This window comes from Erysipelothrix aquatica (assembly GCF_009828775.2).
GTDB classification, from domain to species: domain Bacteria; phylum Bacillota_I; class Bacilli_A; order Erysipelotrichales; family Erysipelotrichaceae; genus Erysipelothrix; species Erysipelothrix aquatica.
Window position 1 is genome coordinate 42,154 of record NZ_WTSY02000014.1, and the last position, 14,932, is coordinate 57,085.

The window sequence follows — 14,932 nt, forward strand, 5'->3', positions numbered from 1 at the left end:
ACTTGAAAACATAAAAAAGAGTATCCTTGATACTCTTTTAAAGGGGGTTCGTTTTATTTTGAGACGACTGATATTCTCTTTTGAATATGATGCGCTTGTTCGATTTCATCCACCATTGCAATGGCATAGTCAGCATAACTAATGGTGCTTTCGTTTTGACTATTTAGTGTTAGCACTTCACCTGCCAAAGTATAGCTACCTGTACGAATTCCATCAGCTCTAAAATCCGCTGCAGGAGAGACATATGTCCACTGCACGTCTGCTCTTTCGCGAAGTTGATCTAGTGCTTTCCCCATATTGGATGCCATTGGCAAATATGCTTCTGGAAAGCCTTCTGTTTGCATCAGTTGGGTTGTTAGTGCTTCATCAACATAGAGACTCCCTGCACCACCAACGACTAAAAGTCGTGTGGGTGTTCCAGCTACAAGATTTGCGATGTGATTAAGTGATGTAACGTGGACGGTTTGATCTTCACCGAAAAATCCAAATGCATCAACAACACTATCAAAACCTTTTAAATCTTCTGATTTTAAATCAAATAAATCACTTTCAAACACGGATGCACCCTTATTGGTTACTTTATTTGCGTCGCGGACGAAAGCGGTGACTTCATGACCTCGAGCAATCGCCTCATCAACAATTAATCTTCCTGCTTTTCCACTTGCTCCTATTACTGCTATTTTCATAATTTTCCTCCTGGTGTTTGGTTGTAACCACAACAATTACAACAATAGATTATACCTCTTTTGTTGTAATGTCAAGAGTTACAACCTTTGACATTACAACTTACTGTACCTATACTTATACATAACAAGAGGTAGTATTATGCAAATAAGTAGCCGTTTCACCATTGCTTTACATTCATTAATCTGTATTTATACATTTGATGGCGATCATAAAATCACCAGTGATTTTATTGCAGATAGCGTCAATGTCAATCCGGTCATCATCCGAAATGTTCTTGGTCAATTAAAAAAAGCAGATCTTGTCGCAATTCAACGGGGTGCTGGCGGTGCCCACATTGCGAAAGATCCTGCGGCTTTTACGCTGTATGATGTTTTCATTGCCGTCGACAGTATTCAGGATGATCTCTTTGCCTTTCATGATAATCCGAATCCTAATTGCCCCGTCGGAAAACAAGTTCACACGGTACTTGATGGATACCTTGATGATGTTCAAAACGCAATGATCAGTGAATTAAAGAAAACTACATTCGAAGATGTCATTCATAAAGTTGAAGTTTAAAAAGGACTGAGTTTATCTCAGTCCTTTTCATGCATAAGTTGCTTAGAAATTGCAAACAACAATGCTTCATTCCCTTTGCTCGCCATCAGTTGGACTCCAAAGTGTTCATTATCTTCATTCTTATATACAGGAAGGCTTAATGCCGGTTGTCCAGTGATATTCGCAAGCATCGTAAATGGTGTATAAGCCAAAGACACTTCAAACATATCCCAGACCACTTGATAAGGGTTAGCATCATCTTCAATATTTTCCATCTTTTTCACGAACGCATCGGTGTGATAGATGTAATCTACAGACGGTGCCGCCTTAGCCGTTGTTGGTGTTAAATATAGATCATACGTTTGATGAAACTGGTGCATAATGTCACTGACACGATCCCAGTAATTGAGTGCATCCACCATTTGCCACCCCGTAACCTTCAGACCATAGTGATAGAGTACCCATGACATGAGTTCGATGTCATCTTTTTGTATGGAACGGTTCATTGATGATTCAATTTCTTTGAACATCGCTGCCGTTTCAACACCATTTACCATGTAATACGTTTCCATCAATGTCATCCCATCATAATCAGGAGCCTCATAAACAAGTGTATGACCTAATGATTCAAGTTGTTGGACTGTTTGCATTAATGCAGCTTTAGCGTCATCACTGACGACACTGCCTACAGGTGAAACATCAGAATATGCGATTCGCAACGGCCGATTCGGTTTTGCTTTTTCCGCCACATAATTAAAAGGTGATGCGACCGTATTTTGCTTGATTGCTTCAAACAATAATTCCGTATCTGTTACGGTTTGTGTTAAAAAGAAATTCATTGATGCCCCTTGCCATCCGCGATGCGAATAGGGACCAGTCGGAATACTTCCACGTGTTGGTTTAAGGCCGACTAGACCAGTATAGCTCGCCGGAATTCGAATGGAACCACCACCATCGCTCGCTGCGACAACAGGGGTAAATCCCGCAACCAACGCTGCAGCTGCGCCTCCACTTGAACCACCAGGTGTCGTCTCACGATTTCGTGGGTTTCGTGTGATTCCATAAAGTTTAGAATCTGTAATATTCTTAAATCCAAACTCAGGGCTATTGGTCTGTCCCACAACAATAAATCCAAGGTCTAAGATGGCTTGTACGAAGTTATTCGTGTGCTGTGCTTTCATATCTTTAAAGAGGCATGATGCTGCCGTGCTTGGTTCTCCTTTGAGACTATGACCCAAGCTTTTGAGCAAGATTGGAGTCCCTTTAAACACCGTCTGGCTAAAATCTCTTTCGGATTCAGAAAGCGCCGCTTCGAATCGTGTATGTACCACCGCATTGAAGTTCTTATTGCTTTGTTCAATTGCTTGGATGGATGCTTGCACTAATTGTTTAGGGGTTACATCTCCATGTTCTAAAGCTTGAAGTGTCTGTTTTAGATTCATAATTTCTCCTTTAATTGTTGTGGATATATTTGGCATTGATGCTTACATCACATCTTGTTAAGGTTCTTGCAGAATGTATTGTTTTTGCCGATGGAGTGATTGACGCATGGAGTGCGGTGTAATTCTTATAATAGGTTTGGTTGGTAATGTTACTCCTAAAAGTGATACAGCCGCTTCACATACACTGTTTTCATCCTCGAGATACAAGAGTGTAACATTTAGTAAGTCTGCTACCCGTTGGGCCATGCGCGAATTTTTCAAAAATCCCCCAGTCAAAAAGATAGCGTGATTATGATCAAATCCAATACTCTCTAACATCAGATCAATATTCGCAATCATCCCTAAAAATATTGCTTGAGCTGTCATCGTATGATCACTGCTTTGTATGTTAAATTGTAGGTTCTGATTGATTCGCCAAAAAGGACCGCGCTCCCCAAATACATACGGTTTTGCCAAGAGTTCGATATGTTCGGGATTTGCGATTTCAAGGAAATCAACGAGTTTTTCAAAAGGCAAGGTTCCGTTAAAATACGTATCACTTACCCATTGATAGAGATTGCCGCCATTATTGGAAGCATTCCCACATAAATAGGCCTGTTTCTTAAAAATATAACAAAACGTTGTATGGGTCGATGATAGGACAGGTTTCGTTGCATAGTACCGAACACCAATACTTGTGCCAATACTCATGACATACTTTGTCTGATGGCGGTAAGCATCTTGCATGAAGAACGCTGACGCCATCACACCATCCGTTGCTCCTATCGTAATTGTTAAAACGCGATCACCGTGTTGCATTGGCGCTTGATAGGTTACGGGAACGACACGCGGAAATTGTGTAATGTCTTTGCGAATAAGATTTAGAATTTCCAAATCCCATGTATGAGTGTGGATGTTAAAGCACCCCGAAGCCGAAGCACTCGAAATATCAGTTACAAATAATCCCGTTAAGGCCTCCATGAGATATGCCTTCAGATCATAGACAAACGCTATGGGTTTAGCACGATTCTGATACAATTTTGTGAGGGGCGACATTGGATGCAAAGGTGTTCCAGTGCACTCATAAAATGGAATGTCCATCACCCGTAACGCTTCAATACTCGGCTCTGATCGATTATCGGACCACAAAATCATTGGTTCATCGCGCTGATTTTCATCACGATAAATAAGCGAATGCATTGCTGTGGTTAAAACAACGTGGCCAATTTCAAAATGACGTACGCCATAATCAATGAGTTCTTGAACATGTTTAAGAATTGCTGGTGCATCTTGAGTTTGTTCTCTATCACGTGTCCTGGTTTCAATCGTTACCTGTCTCACCTCATGGCATCGGGGCCCTTCAAAATATGCGGCTTTGATATTTGTCGTTCCAATGTCGATACTTACAATTTTTAAATCCATCGATAAACCCCTTACCTTTTTTGATCCGCACGTTCAACAAGTGCAATAATTTTCTTTACAGTATTTGCAGTGCGAACGGTAACACCGTGATTGGCTTTAGAACTTGCAAGTTTCGAACCAACAGTTTTATTAAAAGACGCAAGGTCACAACTCCAATAAATAAGACCATCACCAATAACCATTGTTTCAATTGCTTCTTTATGCGGTCCTAAGATGTCTTGAACATCTTGGGGTGTCAATGGTTCGATAACAAATAATGCATTGTGATAGGTGCTTTTATCTTTTGTTCCCCACCATTCCGGTGCTTCCTGAACTATACGTATTAAATTTTCATAACTTCTAATGGTGACTGGAATGGTAAGTGAAAAAGACACTTGAATTAAGGCTTCGATCTTTCCAATCAAATGTATTTCATCGGTTTCTTCCGTTCTAAAAATAACATTACCACTATTTATATACGTTTGAACCTCACGAAATCCCGACGTTTCAAATGCCTCTTTTAATGCCTTCATCGCAATGATATTTTTACCACCAATATTAATCCCTCTTAAAAAAGCTACATAATGTGTCATTACCGTCACCTCATGCTTTTATCGTGCCATACCTCTTTCTGGAAAGCAAACATTATATCGTTTATCTGTTCCGTTTTTGGAAACTATTTCTTTGTTAAAAACCTATCACTGTTGCGTATACGTGATGGCTTATTTATAATAGTAAAAACAGATGGAGGATGACGATGAAAAATAAGATTGAAACTCTGAATGGCCGAATCGATTATGTCGATCTTGAAACGGTTTATACACTGCGACATACTGTAATGTATCCCTTCGACTCCCGCGATCGTGTCTTTGTCCCTGGCGATCATGAAGCAGTTCACTATGGCTATTTTCTGGATAATCAATGTGTGAGTGTACTTTCTGTTTTCAAGACCGATTCAGCGTTTCAAATCCGAAAATTCGCGACACTTAAGACATATCAAAATCACGGTATAGGGACAGTGCTTTTAAACTATATTATCGAACAATACAGCGGACCATTGCTTTTAAACGCACGCATCGAAAAAGTATCGTTTTATCAAAAATTCGGCTTTGAGAGTTATGGTTATCCTTATGACAAAAATGGCCACACCTATGTGAAAATGATTCGTCACGACTCAATATAAAAAAAATTACCGCTTAAACATAAAAACTTTAATTTTGATGTCTAAATGGCTATACTTGTATCCATTAAGGAGTTTTTATGAAACGAAACATTGTAATTGGTATTGTACTGACAACCACAATGATTATCTGCTTTGCCGTCTTTTGGCACTACAAGAATCAACCCGCACCGCCGGCGAGATGCGTTGTATCATCGTTTAATCACAAAAAATATACAGCACGCTCAGATCAACAGATTCATGTGATATTACAAAATACTGACGATGCGCAATGCACAATTCAAGGTATTAGCTTCTACATTGATTTATTGAAGCAGAAACTGCATCATACTGTCGTCTTTGATAAAAACAATGAGACATGGAATGTACATTTAAAAGAAAGTAACGATAACGCCCTAACCATAAATCTGCGAAATCCCAAACGCACTATTTCTTTGAAATTACACCTACGATCACCAAAATTCAACAGCAATAATCCTGAACGCATAGAATACTATGCGTTTTCTTATAACTGACAATAAAAAAAACTCAAGATTGGTAAATTAGCCTTTCTTGAGTTTTTAGAGTTGATTCGTTTACACTTTACGACGTCGAGTATAGATAGCAAGTAATGTTCCCGTTATCACAAATGCAATACCAATCACTAAACCTTGAGTTTGATTCGAAACCCCCGTTTCAGGAAGCTTTTCATTTGGAATTTCAGGATTTGGTTTCGTAATTTCAGCGTAAATTGCATAAACAACTTGATCTGAATCAATCACTTGATCAAGATCAAAGACATCGCCACTTCCATCTGCCTTTAAATTCCAATGCAGAAACGTTTTTCCTTCGCCATGCGTTTGTGGAACTTTATCATGAGGCACTTTAGTTTGCGTTGCGACGACTACCGGCGTTTTAACCACTCCATCAACAAATGTGACTGTGTGCGTTTGTACTGGTAGTAGGTCTTGCGTGTAGATGGCATAAACTGTCACATCTTCAGTGATTGATTGATCAGTATTAAAGACACTGCCCTTTCCATCTGCTTGCGTATTCCATTCTTTAAATGTAGAACCTGGTTTGATTGTTTTTGGAACATCGCCTGGTGCTACTGCAGTATTATAAGGTACTTCTACATCAGTTCTCGTTTCCGCATCAACAAACGTCACTGTAACATCGGTTGTATCCCATTGACCATAGAGTGTCATAGATTCTTGAACTGGTGTTTGAAATTCCCAAGCTGGACCACTCTTCTTAGCTGACCATCTTGAAAATACGAAATGATCTTGAATTGGGTCACTTGGTTGCGTAACTGTCGAACCCTTTAAGATACGTTGAGTTGTAGTAGGTTGCCCATTTTGAGCATCAAAAACAACATCAACATATACCGACTCAACTTCATCATTTGGAACCCAGACTGCTTCGAGGAATAAATCAGTTGCTGTCTTATCAGTATTAAAATTCCACATTTTTTGATTAACATAGTCATACCAACCAACATGCGTGTAACCTTCACGTTTTAAACTTAAATTTGGGACAAAGACATTCTCACCAAGAGTCTCTCTAAGTGTATAGTATTGTTTCGTACTTTCAATGTACTCCATATCTGTTGGCAGTGTTCCTATCACTTCCACACGTTCTCCGGGATTGATAGCACCCAATGTATAGAACACATCATAGCTTAAGCGGTGGGGAATCATTTTCAGTGAAGCACTGGAATAACTGGATGCATATTGTGTAATCATCATGAGTGCATTATGACTCATTTCAGCAGCTCTGACATCTGGATTGTCTTCTGAAATGCTAGTTAAAGATGCTTCATATGACGATAAGTAGGTGTAGTAATCTTCTTTACTTACATCAAAGGCAATCGTTTTCATAGCCGGATACTGGTTATCAAATCCAAACTCAGACACAACTTCCACACCATCTAAATAAAGACGTTTCACCTCTATCATAAAATGAAGACCGAGTTCCCCTTCAGGGTTTCGTATGGGATCCACATGCTCTGCTGTTTCGAAGGGTAATGTATAACTAATTCTAAAATCTGTCTCATTCAAATCTTCAATTGTATAATGCTGCGTGACCCCAATTGTGTCATAAGGTACGACGATTTGGAGTGTTTTAGATGGATCATATTCGGTGTACGGTGCATTGATAGAATTGAAACGCTGATATTGCGTTAATACAGGTAAAATGGTTCCGGAAAAGGAGTTCGACAAATAGACAGCCTTTCCATCAGTAAATGTGAGCGTGCTCAAACTTTGAATCAAACGTTCATAGTTATCCATGAAACGCATTTCTTTTTCTTGTTCGTAAACAGTTGCCTTACCACCATGACTTAACGGTTTAAAGGGTTTCGCCCAATAATTAACAACCAAGTCTGACGGTACTTGTTGATTCGGGTCGGAAGTTCCTGTATTAGGATCGTACTTATCTTCTGTCGGTTGTTTGAGTAATTCTAGTGGGGTGAAATCTAAATCAGATTTCGTCTCTAACACAAAGAACAATGCCCGAATATTGTTGAAGTGTTCAATTCCTGAAAAATCACGAATGTAAAAGTCATGACCTTCTTCGTAGGATAGGTACCGTCCGGTATAAACATAGTTCGATAACGTATCAACATTAAGAAAACTTTCAAAGTCATCAAAGTATGAAATATACTGTTCAAAAATAGAAGTTGGGTTTCCTGCAGGTCCTCCTGTTCTTCCTAAAATATATAACTCAATAAGATCAGCACTCAGTTTCTCGTGCATGTCGCTCGGTATTTCTGCTAGCGCTTCCTCACGCGTCACAATAGTTTGCTTTGCGGCATTCGCCTCATCACTCTGCGCGTGTATTGGTGTGATAAGCATTAAGAATGCTAGGAATAGCATCGATAATTTTTTCATTTCATTTCCCTCCCAAGATTATTTCGATATTACACTTAATTATAACTTAATCTACTTAAATTAATTGTTTACGACACTTGTTTTTGAATTTACTCACATAAATTTAATGTTTTGTGACATACACAGATATTTCTAGTTGTTTCTAGTAATACGCGATACTCTCGTTTACTTTTCATTTAGCAAGACCGATAAGAAATACATCCTCTTGATTTCACCACGACTCATTTAGTGTATTGAAAGCCTTAAAGCGCTTAAACCTTTACGATTATTGACATAATACGCAATTAATCACACCAAACTCACAGAAAACGTTTGATAGCGAACAGCATCGTCACGCAAAGTTCGTTACAATCGTTTCATAAGGAGATTCATCATGAACCATTTTGAAATAGAAATATCGCAAACTAGACAATTACTTGAATCAAGAGATTTCAATCAAGCGCATCACTTCGTGAGTCAACTCATTGTTCAAAACCCTTATGCTGCAATGCCACAAAATTTGTTAGCAGTTGTATTGGATGCAATGGGGGACTCAAAGCTTGCCTTAATACACTTTCGCATTGCTTGGATTCTTGAACCCCATAGTCACGTTGTAAACTATAATCTTTCACTTCTCGATAGCCGTTTTCGCACAAAAAAATATGCTCTAACCCCAGCTGACTGTGTGGTAGAGCATACCTTTTCCTCTATACGCCTTGAAAAGCACGGAAACGCTTCAATTATTGTACCGATACATCGTTCACCATCGTTATTCAATCGGTAGCTCTGTGACGTTTAATCTAGAAACCGATATCCCAGACCTATTTCTGTGATGATAAATTCAGGAATGGCAGGATCTTTTTCTATTTTACGTCGCAGGTTTGCCATTAGCCGACGTAATGCTTGGGTATCTGGTCCATAATTCATCCCCCATAATTCGCGAATCAAATATTGCGATGACAGGACTTTTCCCTGGTTTTGAAGTAACGTATCCAATAACCGATACTCCATCTCGGTAAGATGCAAAGCAACACCAGCACGCTTTACTAATTTCTTATCCCGATCAACCGAAAGTTCTTTAATCTGGACCACAGGATCTGTTGGATGTTCTCGGTACCGGTGGCGTAATGCTAAACGGACGCGTGCCAAGAGTTCTTGACCAGAGAATGGTTTCGTCATGTAGTCATCCGCCCCCAGATCCAGTACACTTACTTTCTCCATTTCATGGTTGCGTGCTGATACGACAAGAATCGGAACATCCGACCACGATCGAATCTGACGCATAACCTGTGTACCATCTTCATCAGGTAGTCCAAGATCAAGTATGATAACATCGATGGATGTCGCAATTAAGGCTTCATACGCCTCCTTGGCAGATGCAACACCGGTATATTGATAACCATTACTTTTGAGCAAAAACTGAATGTACGCATTAATTTTCATATCATCTTCAACAATCAGTACATGATCCATAATCATCCATCACCTCCGCATCTTTAAGTTTGATAGCAAACGTACATCCTGATGTATCATTTTTTTCGATTGTGATCAGCCCTTGGTGCATATCGACAATCATTTTACAAATAGCCAGACCAATACCAATTCCTGTTTTCAAGTGCTTAGAATTTGACTGCGGTTTATCTGAAGGGTACGGATCAAAAAAGTGTTCCAAACTTGTCGGACTCAATCCTGTACCAGAATCGGAAACACGAATTACCAACGAATCGTCGACCCGTTTAGCCGAAAGTTTAATCCACGCTTGGTTATCGTTCTCATATGCATTCTCGATGAGATTGATTAAGACTTGAAGCATCAGTGAACTGTCTACCATTACAAGCACGGTTTCTCGCGGAAGCTGAACCTCTAAACGACACAATGGGTGGCGGCTCTTAATCGTTTGATATGCAAGTTCCATCAATTCATCGACAGGTTCCAATTGCACCGAAGCCTTCATGGCCCCGTCCTGCATTTTGATAAGATTCAGGATATTGTCAGCGATTCGTTGGAGCAACTGAATTTCAGCCATGATTTGCCCAACTTTAATTTTGTGATCGTGATCTCGCAACGTATTATAGAGCATATCACTTGTTCCCAAGATTGCTGCAAGAGGCGTCCGAAGATCGTGAGAAATCGATTGAAGTAACAGACTTCTATTTTTCTCATGTCGCATTTGCACTTGTAACACATCATTCATCTCATGTTTGAAAATCTCATTGATTTTCAAACACATGGCACCACTCATTGCCTGAAGATATCGAACCTGAGCAGGTGTCAAAGAAAACCCTTGGACTCGCTGCATCGCGATTACGCCATAGGACTGCCCTGTAAATTTCATCATATGATAATGAATGTCATGTAATGGATACGTAACATCTTCTTCATTTAATAATGCGGAATATACAGCAACGTCCTTGCCTGTGTGTATGCTTGCGATTAAACGCTTGTCACTTTGATTTTTTAGTACAACATCAACGGAGACACCCATCACCGCTTCAACACTTGCTTGTGCTTGTATCGCAATACTTTCCAGATCATGCCCTTTCAATAGCGCTTGTGTGTACTCAAACAAACTCAAATTAAGACGCTCATTTTCTTGAGCATTCTTGCGTAATGTCCGTTCATGAATCGATAAGATGCTCATCAGAACAGCAGTACTGGTCATAACAACAAACGTTGCAAAATACGATCGATCATAAAACTGTAAGGAAAAATGCGGACTCGTAAAGAAATAATTGAACAGCAGTGTTCCTAAAATTGAACTTACAATTGCAGATATTTTCGAAGAATTCAGCCAAGCGATGATTTGAATCGCAACAAAGATAACAAGTATGATACTAATATCTTGATACCCTTGATGCTTTAGTATCATCCCAATTCCAGTTGCGACTGCGAGAATACATATCATACTCACAACATTACGAAAACGGCGTGTATTCATAAAGTTTGTCCTTTCTGTTTGCTTATGTGCCCCCATTATATGGAAATTTCTTCGCCTTGAATACCCAGTTTGAACATTCTTAATACCGCCTTAATAAGGATTTTAAACAATTCCTCGTCATTCCAAAAAAAAAAACACCGCCTTTGGGTGATGTATCATCGGATACAACATCATTGACGGTGTTCATGTTTGAATTTTTCTATATTCTTAGGAAATTTGGACAACCACGCATAGTTTAGTTAGAAGCAATTATGATCAGCACTACGCCTCTTCCCAAGCAACAGCACGACTTACTGCCTTATGCCACCCTTTCAGGTATTGTGATTGCAGTTCAGAGTCCATGGTAGGATTCCAGGTTTGCGAATACTTATGCATCTGGCGAATTGCTTCCTGACTTTCAAAGAATCCAGTTGCGAGTCCAGCAAGGTAGGCAGCACCCAATGCGGTTGTTTCCGAAACCGTTGGGCGACGGACTGCAATCCCTAAGATGTCCGCTTGAAACTTCATGAGGAAATCATTCGATGATGCGCCACCATCGACTTGCAGTGCTTTGAGCGCAACCCCACTGTCTTTTTCCATAGCTTTAATAACGTCATACGATTGATAGGCAATCGACTCTAAAGCAGCACGGACAATATGATCCCGATTCGATCCACGTGTTAGACCTGAAATACTTCCCCGCGCATACATATCCCAGTGCGGTGCACCAAGACCTGTGAATGCCGGAACCAGGTAAACGCCATTATTATCCTGAACTCGTTGGGCACAAAGTTCAGATTCAGCGGATGATCGAATCAAACCAAGTTCATCACGCAGCCATTGAATTACCGCTCCTCCGACAAAGATTGACCCTTCCAAGGCAAATTGAACCTCTCCCTTTAATCCGATGGCGATAGTTGTAAGCAAACCATTCTGAGACCGGACCGGTGTCGCTCCCGTATTCATGAGTAGGAAACACCCTGTTCCATATGTGTTTTTCGCTTCCCCTTGATGAAACGCTGTTTGTCCAAACAATGCGGCTTGTTGGTCACCCGCAATACCAGAAATCGGAATTTCATGCCCCTGGATATTCGCATAAGCATAAATCTCCGAACTACTCCGCACTTCCGGTAACATTACCATCGGAACCTTCATCAAATGACAAAGCGTTTCATCCCATTGCAATGTATGAATATCAAAAAGCATCGTCCGTGACGCATTAGTGACATCCGTAATATGGACTTTTTTGTTACTGAGATTGTAGACTAACCAACTATCTACCGTACCAAAATACAAATCGCCGCGTTCTGCTTTTTCCCGAGCCCCGGGCACATTATCAAGAATCCACTGAATCTTAGTGCCAGAGAAATACGCATCGACTTCGAGCCCTGTCTTATCTTGGATTAAGTCTTTATGACCATCACTTACCAGTTGTGAAGCAATTTGTGATGTACGACGACATTGCCAAACAATCGCATGATAAATCGGACGACCCGTATGCTTATCCCAAACAATAGTTGTTTCACGCTGATTCGTGATGCCAATAGAGTCAATATCTTCAAGCGCTACACCCGAGCGTGCCACTACATCATTTAAAACCGCTGATTGCGTAGCCCATATCTCCATCGGATCATGCTCCACCCAACCCGCCTTCGGATAAAATTGTGTAAATTCAGTTTGCGCGGCTGCAATAATGTTTTGATCGCGATCAAACATAATCGCACGTGAACTTGTCGTTCCTTGATCCAAAGCAATAATATATTTCTTTTCCATACGTTATAATCTCCTCAATCATCATTCCAACTTATCAAGTAGCTCAGTAGTGGATGATGTGTTTTCAAAATAGGCGTTATACTACTTAGTTCTCTCTTAATTATACTTAAAAAATCCTACGAATGAAATGTCCGTAACCTGTGTCGGTTATACCCTCATAATCTAAAAACCGGGGTTACCTTTCGAACATATTTTCGTTTAAGATTAAGTTCAAAATAATGTGAAAAAAATCATTATACCACTTAGACATATTTCATGCGCAGATAAAGGAAAAAAACATCAAAATCAAAGCCACAACAAAACTGTAAATCGTCCACTCTTAAAGCCGTATAAGAGTGTTTTTAAGATTATTATCATAGTAATTTCAACAACGATTTTAGCATATAAAAAAATTAAATTACAGTCTTAACAAATCATTCATAAATTGATTTAATTTTTTACATAACCAGAAAGGCAGGGATCAAAATAATTGGTATCAAAATCGCTGGGTCTGATTCGTACAATGTATAACACATACATCCTGTGGAATCATGCCTACTCAGAATTACCCACATTTATTCTGCACAGAAAGGAAGGATTAATATCATTCTTAGAACTACTTTAATCGGCACCTTACTGACCAATCGTAGAGGATGGGAGATTTTATCGATCTACCCCTTTACGCTGCTCATCATCCCCTTTGTACTGTTCTTTCTTAGAAAACGAAAAGTATCTTATCGAATCGTTATCACGATGGCGATAATCTATGCTTCCACCATCTTAGAAGTCACGTACTTTCCTCTCGATTTTAATCAGATGTTTAGGTCAGGAGAACGTTACTTCAATTTTCTTCATATTGCGTACCATTTCGATCTACTAACCCCACTTACAGATCTAAATGCTCGCGTTATCAATAATTGGCTCTTACAGTTCTATTTCTTTGTCCCCTTTGGCATGCTTATTGCACTATTCCAAGACACCTTAAGTTTAAAGAAATTGTTTATGATTGTATTTCTTACAGCAATGATTCTGGATACTTCCCAGATAGTTCTCGCATTCATCCTCGATGCACCGGTGGGAATCGCTGATATCTATGATGTTATCATGAATACGCTTGGAGGCATCATTGGAGTTCTTTTATTGAAATATGTACTTTCCCCGTTTTATACAAAAATCACAAAAGGAGCCTCAATTTATGAAATCAAGAAACATTAGAACATGTCTTATCTTTGCCTTATGCGTGATGGCATCACTCCCGTTCTTTAGCAACGACATTCATGCCTCTGAATCTGGTCGTACATACTATGTCAGCTTTGATCAGGGCTACTCCAATGGTTACGATGAAAACAAGATGTGGTACGCAGGGCCGGGAACAATTAGAGTTCGAGGCAAGCACTGGATGCCCATTAATGGATACAGAGAGGCTACAATGTATATGCAACTTCGGCGCGATAACTGGCCTGCATCGATTCAGTACGAAACAAAATCATTAGGGATGATGAACTCATATGACAACAATAGTTGGAGCAACGGAAAACCCTTTGATGTTTCATGGCAAGTTGGTGACTTCAATAAGCGCTACTACCTCCATGTTTCTACTGGATCTAAACACGTAAATAAGACTGGAATGGGCACCATTAGCTACAACCCACGTTAAAACTCTATGGAAAGGTGACGTATAGATCTTCAACCAATACAAAACGCACTAAAACTGTCCTGAGTTTTTCTTGGGGCAGTTCCACTTACAGTAAAAAATTGACAACAAGACAATATCTTAGGAGAAAATTATGACAAACACACCCAACGAACACATCCGCGTAATGTCTGATAGTACTTACGTTACTTTAATGTTACTTTTGAAAGAGAATGGATATTGCCCATCAGAAGCAAACGGCTTACTTTGGAATTTTTTGATAAATAACGTACATCTCATCACTGGAAAACGCGAGCGTTTAATATTTAAAGATGAAAGCCTTTATGACGAAATAGTTTAGTCAGATATAACACACTTTAGATTAGTCCCAAAATCAAAGTATTATCTGATTTGATACTCGATAAAAAGGTTCTACATATTCTAGTGTTGGTGAGAAATCATCAACACTTTTTAATGCTTAATTTCGAACATAATAAAAGACATAGATGACAAACACGATATACTTAGGTTACTACACTCCAAGAAAGGTGCTAG

At 39.6% G+C, this 14,932-nt stretch carries 15 protein-coding genes; 7 read left to right on the forward strand and 8 right to left on the reverse strand.

The genetic code is table 11. The features are described 5' to 3' along the window. Positions 1–53 precede the first annotated feature (53 nt). Positions 54–686, reverse strand: a complete 633-nt coding sequence (locus GVV20_RS05490; RefSeq protein ID WP_159740414.1) for an NAD(P)-dependent oxidoreductase — start codon at positions 684–686, stop codon at positions 54–56. 139 nt (positions 687–825) lie between these two features. Between GVV20_RS05490 and GVV20_RS05495 the strand changes: the two genes are divergently transcribed. Next, the gene (locus tag GVV20_RS05495) at positions 826–1,245 is read left to right on the forward strand and encodes an Rrf2 family transcriptional regulator (protein ID WP_159740415.1); all 420 of its coding nucleotides are present in this window, start codon (positions 826–828) and stop codon (positions 1,243–1,245) included. 17 nt (positions 1,246–1,262) lie between these two features. On the opposite strand, the gene GVV20_RS05500 is transcribed toward GVV20_RS05495, so the two are convergent. Genes GVV20_RS05500 through GVV20_RS05510 form a run of 3 tightly spaced genes read right to left on the reverse strand, consistent with a single transcriptional unit; the run spans position 1,263 to position 4,639 of the window. Then, complete coding sequence (locus tag GVV20_RS05500; RefSeq protein WP_159740416.1) at positions 1,263–2,666, reverse strand: amidase; 1,404 nt, start codon at positions 2,664–2,666, stop codon at positions 1,263–1,265. 57 nt (positions 2,667–2,723) lie between these two features. After that, complete coding sequence (locus GVV20_RS05505; RefSeq protein ID WP_159740417.1) at positions 2,724–4,067, reverse strand: FGGY family carbohydrate kinase; 1,344 nt, start codon at positions 4,065–4,067, stop codon at positions 2,724–2,726. Between the two features lie 11 nt (positions 4,068–4,078). Continuing rightward, positions 4,079–4,639 (reverse strand): DUF1697 domain-containing protein, encoded by a 561-nt coding sequence (locus GVV20_RS05510; protein WP_159740418.1) that lies wholly within the window; start codon positions 4,637–4,639, stop codon positions 4,079–4,081. A 164-nt stretch (positions 4,640–4,803) separates the two neighbouring features. Between GVV20_RS05510 and GVV20_RS05515 the strand changes: the two genes are divergently transcribed. Together GVV20_RS05515 and GVV20_RS05520 are read left to right on the forward strand one after the other, a co-directional pair. Then, on the forward strand, positions 4,804–5,229 hold the full coding sequence (locus GVV20_RS05515) for a GNAT family N-acetyltransferase (RefSeq protein WP_159740419.1): 426 nt from the start codon (positions 4,804–4,806) through the stop codon (positions 5,227–5,229). A gap of 77 nt (positions 5,230–5,306) precedes the next feature. Next, positions 5,307–5,741: a hypothetical protein gene (locus GVV20_RS05520; RefSeq protein WP_159740420.1), complete on the forward strand. Its 435-nt coding sequence runs from the start codon at positions 5,307–5,309 to the stop codon at positions 5,739–5,741. A 60-nt stretch (positions 5,742–5,801) separates the two neighbouring features. Here the strand turns inward: GVV20_RS05520 and GVV20_RS05525 are convergent, their stop codons facing one another. Further along, positions 5,802–8,096 carry an InlB B-repeat-containing protein gene (locus GVV20_RS05525; RefSeq protein ID WP_159740421.1) on the reverse strand — a complete coding sequence of 765 codons (2,295 nt, stop codon included), beginning with the start codon at positions 8,094–8,096 and terminating at the stop codon, positions 5,802–5,804. 373 nt (positions 8,097–8,469) lie between these two features. Between GVV20_RS05525 and GVV20_RS05530 the strand changes: the two genes are divergently transcribed. Beyond that, positions 8,470–8,859, forward strand: coding sequence for a tetratricopeptide repeat protein (locus GVV20_RS05530; protein WP_159740422.1), 390 nt, complete (start codon positions 8,470–8,472; stop codon positions 8,857–8,859). Positions 8,860–8,870: 11 nt separating this feature from the next. Here the strand turns inward: GVV20_RS05530 and GVV20_RS05535 are convergent, their stop codons facing one another. The 3 genes from GVV20_RS05535 to glpK form a co-directional block, all read right to left on the reverse strand. After that, positions 8,871–9,554, reverse strand: a complete 684-nt coding sequence (locus GVV20_RS05535; RefSeq protein WP_159740423.1) for a response regulator — start codon at positions 9,552–9,554, stop codon at positions 8,871–8,873. Continuing rightward, on the reverse strand, positions 9,526–11,013 hold the full coding sequence (locus GVV20_RS05540) for a sensor histidine kinase (protein WP_159740424.1): 1,488 nt from the start codon (positions 11,011–11,013) through the stop codon (positions 9,526–9,528). Before GVV20_RS05540 ends, GVV20_RS05535 begins: the two co-directional genes overlap by 29 nt. Positions 11,014–11,274: 261 nt before the next feature. Continuing rightward, positions 11,275–12,765, reverse strand: a complete 1,491-nt coding sequence (glpK, locus tag GVV20_RS05545) for a glycerol kinase GlpK (protein WP_159740425.1) — start codon at positions 12,763–12,765, stop codon at positions 11,275–11,277. Between the two features lie 732 nt (positions 12,766–13,497). On the opposite strand from glpK, the gene GVV20_RS05550 reads away from it, so the two are divergent. The 3 genes from GVV20_RS05550 (at position 13,498) to GVV20_RS05560 (ending at position 14,738) form a co-directional block, all read left to right on the forward strand. After that, positions 13,498–13,959 carry a VanZ family protein gene (locus GVV20_RS05550; protein ID WP_159740426.1) on the forward strand — a complete coding sequence of 154 codons (462 nt, stop codon included), beginning with the start codon at positions 13,498–13,500 and terminating at the stop codon, positions 13,957–13,959. Further along, the gene (locus GVV20_RS05555) at positions 13,940–14,401 is read left to right on the forward strand and encodes a hypothetical protein (RefSeq protein WP_159740427.1); all 462 of its coding nucleotides are present in this window, start codon (positions 13,940–13,942) and stop codon (positions 14,399–14,401) included. Before GVV20_RS05550 ends, GVV20_RS05555 begins: the two co-directional genes overlap by 20 nt. A gap of 130 nt (positions 14,402–14,531) precedes the next feature. Beyond that, complete coding sequence (locus GVV20_RS05560) at positions 14,532–14,738, forward strand: hypothetical protein (protein ID WP_159740428.1); 207 nt, start codon at positions 14,532–14,534, stop codon at positions 14,736–14,738. Positions 14,739–14,932: the final 194 nt, after the last annotated feature.

Bases quoted from the DNA above. Each gene is read 5' to 3' on its own strand.
- GVV20_RS05490 (WP_159740414.1), bottom strand. From the start codon at position 686: ATGAAAATAGCAGTAATAGGAGCAAGTGGAAAAGCAGGAAGATTAATT.
- GVV20_RS05495 (WP_159740415.1), top strand. From the start codon at position 826: ATGCAAATAAGTAGCCGTTTCACCATTGCTTTACATTCATTAATCTGT.
- GVV20_RS05500 (WP_159740416.1), bottom strand. From the start codon at position 2,666: ATGAATCTAAAACAGACACTTCAAGCTTTAGAACATGGAGATGTAACC.
- GVV20_RS05505 (WP_159740417.1), bottom strand. From the start codon at position 4,067: ATGGATTTAAAAATTGTAAGTATCGACATTGGAACGACAAATATCAAA.
- GVV20_RS05510 (WP_159740418.1), bottom strand. From the start codon at position 4,639: ATGACACATTATGTAGCTTTTTTAAGAGGGATTAATATTGGTGGTAAA.
- GVV20_RS05515 (WP_159740419.1), top strand. From the start codon at position 4,804: ATGAAAAATAAGATTGAAACTCTGAATGGCCGAATCGATTATGTCGAT.
- GVV20_RS05520 (WP_159740420.1), top strand. From the start codon at position 5,307: ATGAAACGAAACATTGTAATTGGTATTGTACTGACAACCACAATGATT.
- GVV20_RS05525 (WP_159740421.1), bottom strand. From the start codon at position 8,096: ATGAAAAAATTATCGATGCTATTCCTAGCATTCTTAATGCTTATCACA.
- GVV20_RS05530 (WP_159740422.1), top strand. From the start codon at position 8,470: ATGAACCATTTTGAAATAGAAATATCGCAAACTAGACAATTACTTGAA.
- GVV20_RS05535 (WP_159740423.1), bottom strand. From the start codon at position 9,554: ATGATTATGGATCATGTACTGATTGTTGAAGATGATATGAAAATTAAT.
- GVV20_RS05540 (WP_159740424.1), bottom strand. From the start codon at position 11,013: ATGAATACACGCCGTTTTCGTAATGTTGTGAGTATGATATGTATTCTC.
- glpK (WP_159740425.1), bottom strand. From the start codon at position 12,765: ATGGAAAAGAAATATATTATTGCTTTGGATCAAGGAACGACAAGTTCA.
- GVV20_RS05550 (WP_159740426.1), top strand. From the start codon at position 13,498: ATGGCGATAATCTATGCTTCCACCATCTTAGAAGTCACGTACTTTCCT.
- GVV20_RS05555 (WP_159740427.1), top strand. From the start codon at position 13,940: ATGAAATCAAGAAACATTAGAACATGTCTTATCTTTGCCTTATGCGTG.
- GVV20_RS05560 (WP_159740428.1), top strand. From the start codon at position 14,532: ATGACAAACACACCCAACGAACACATCCGCGTAATGTCTGATAGTACT.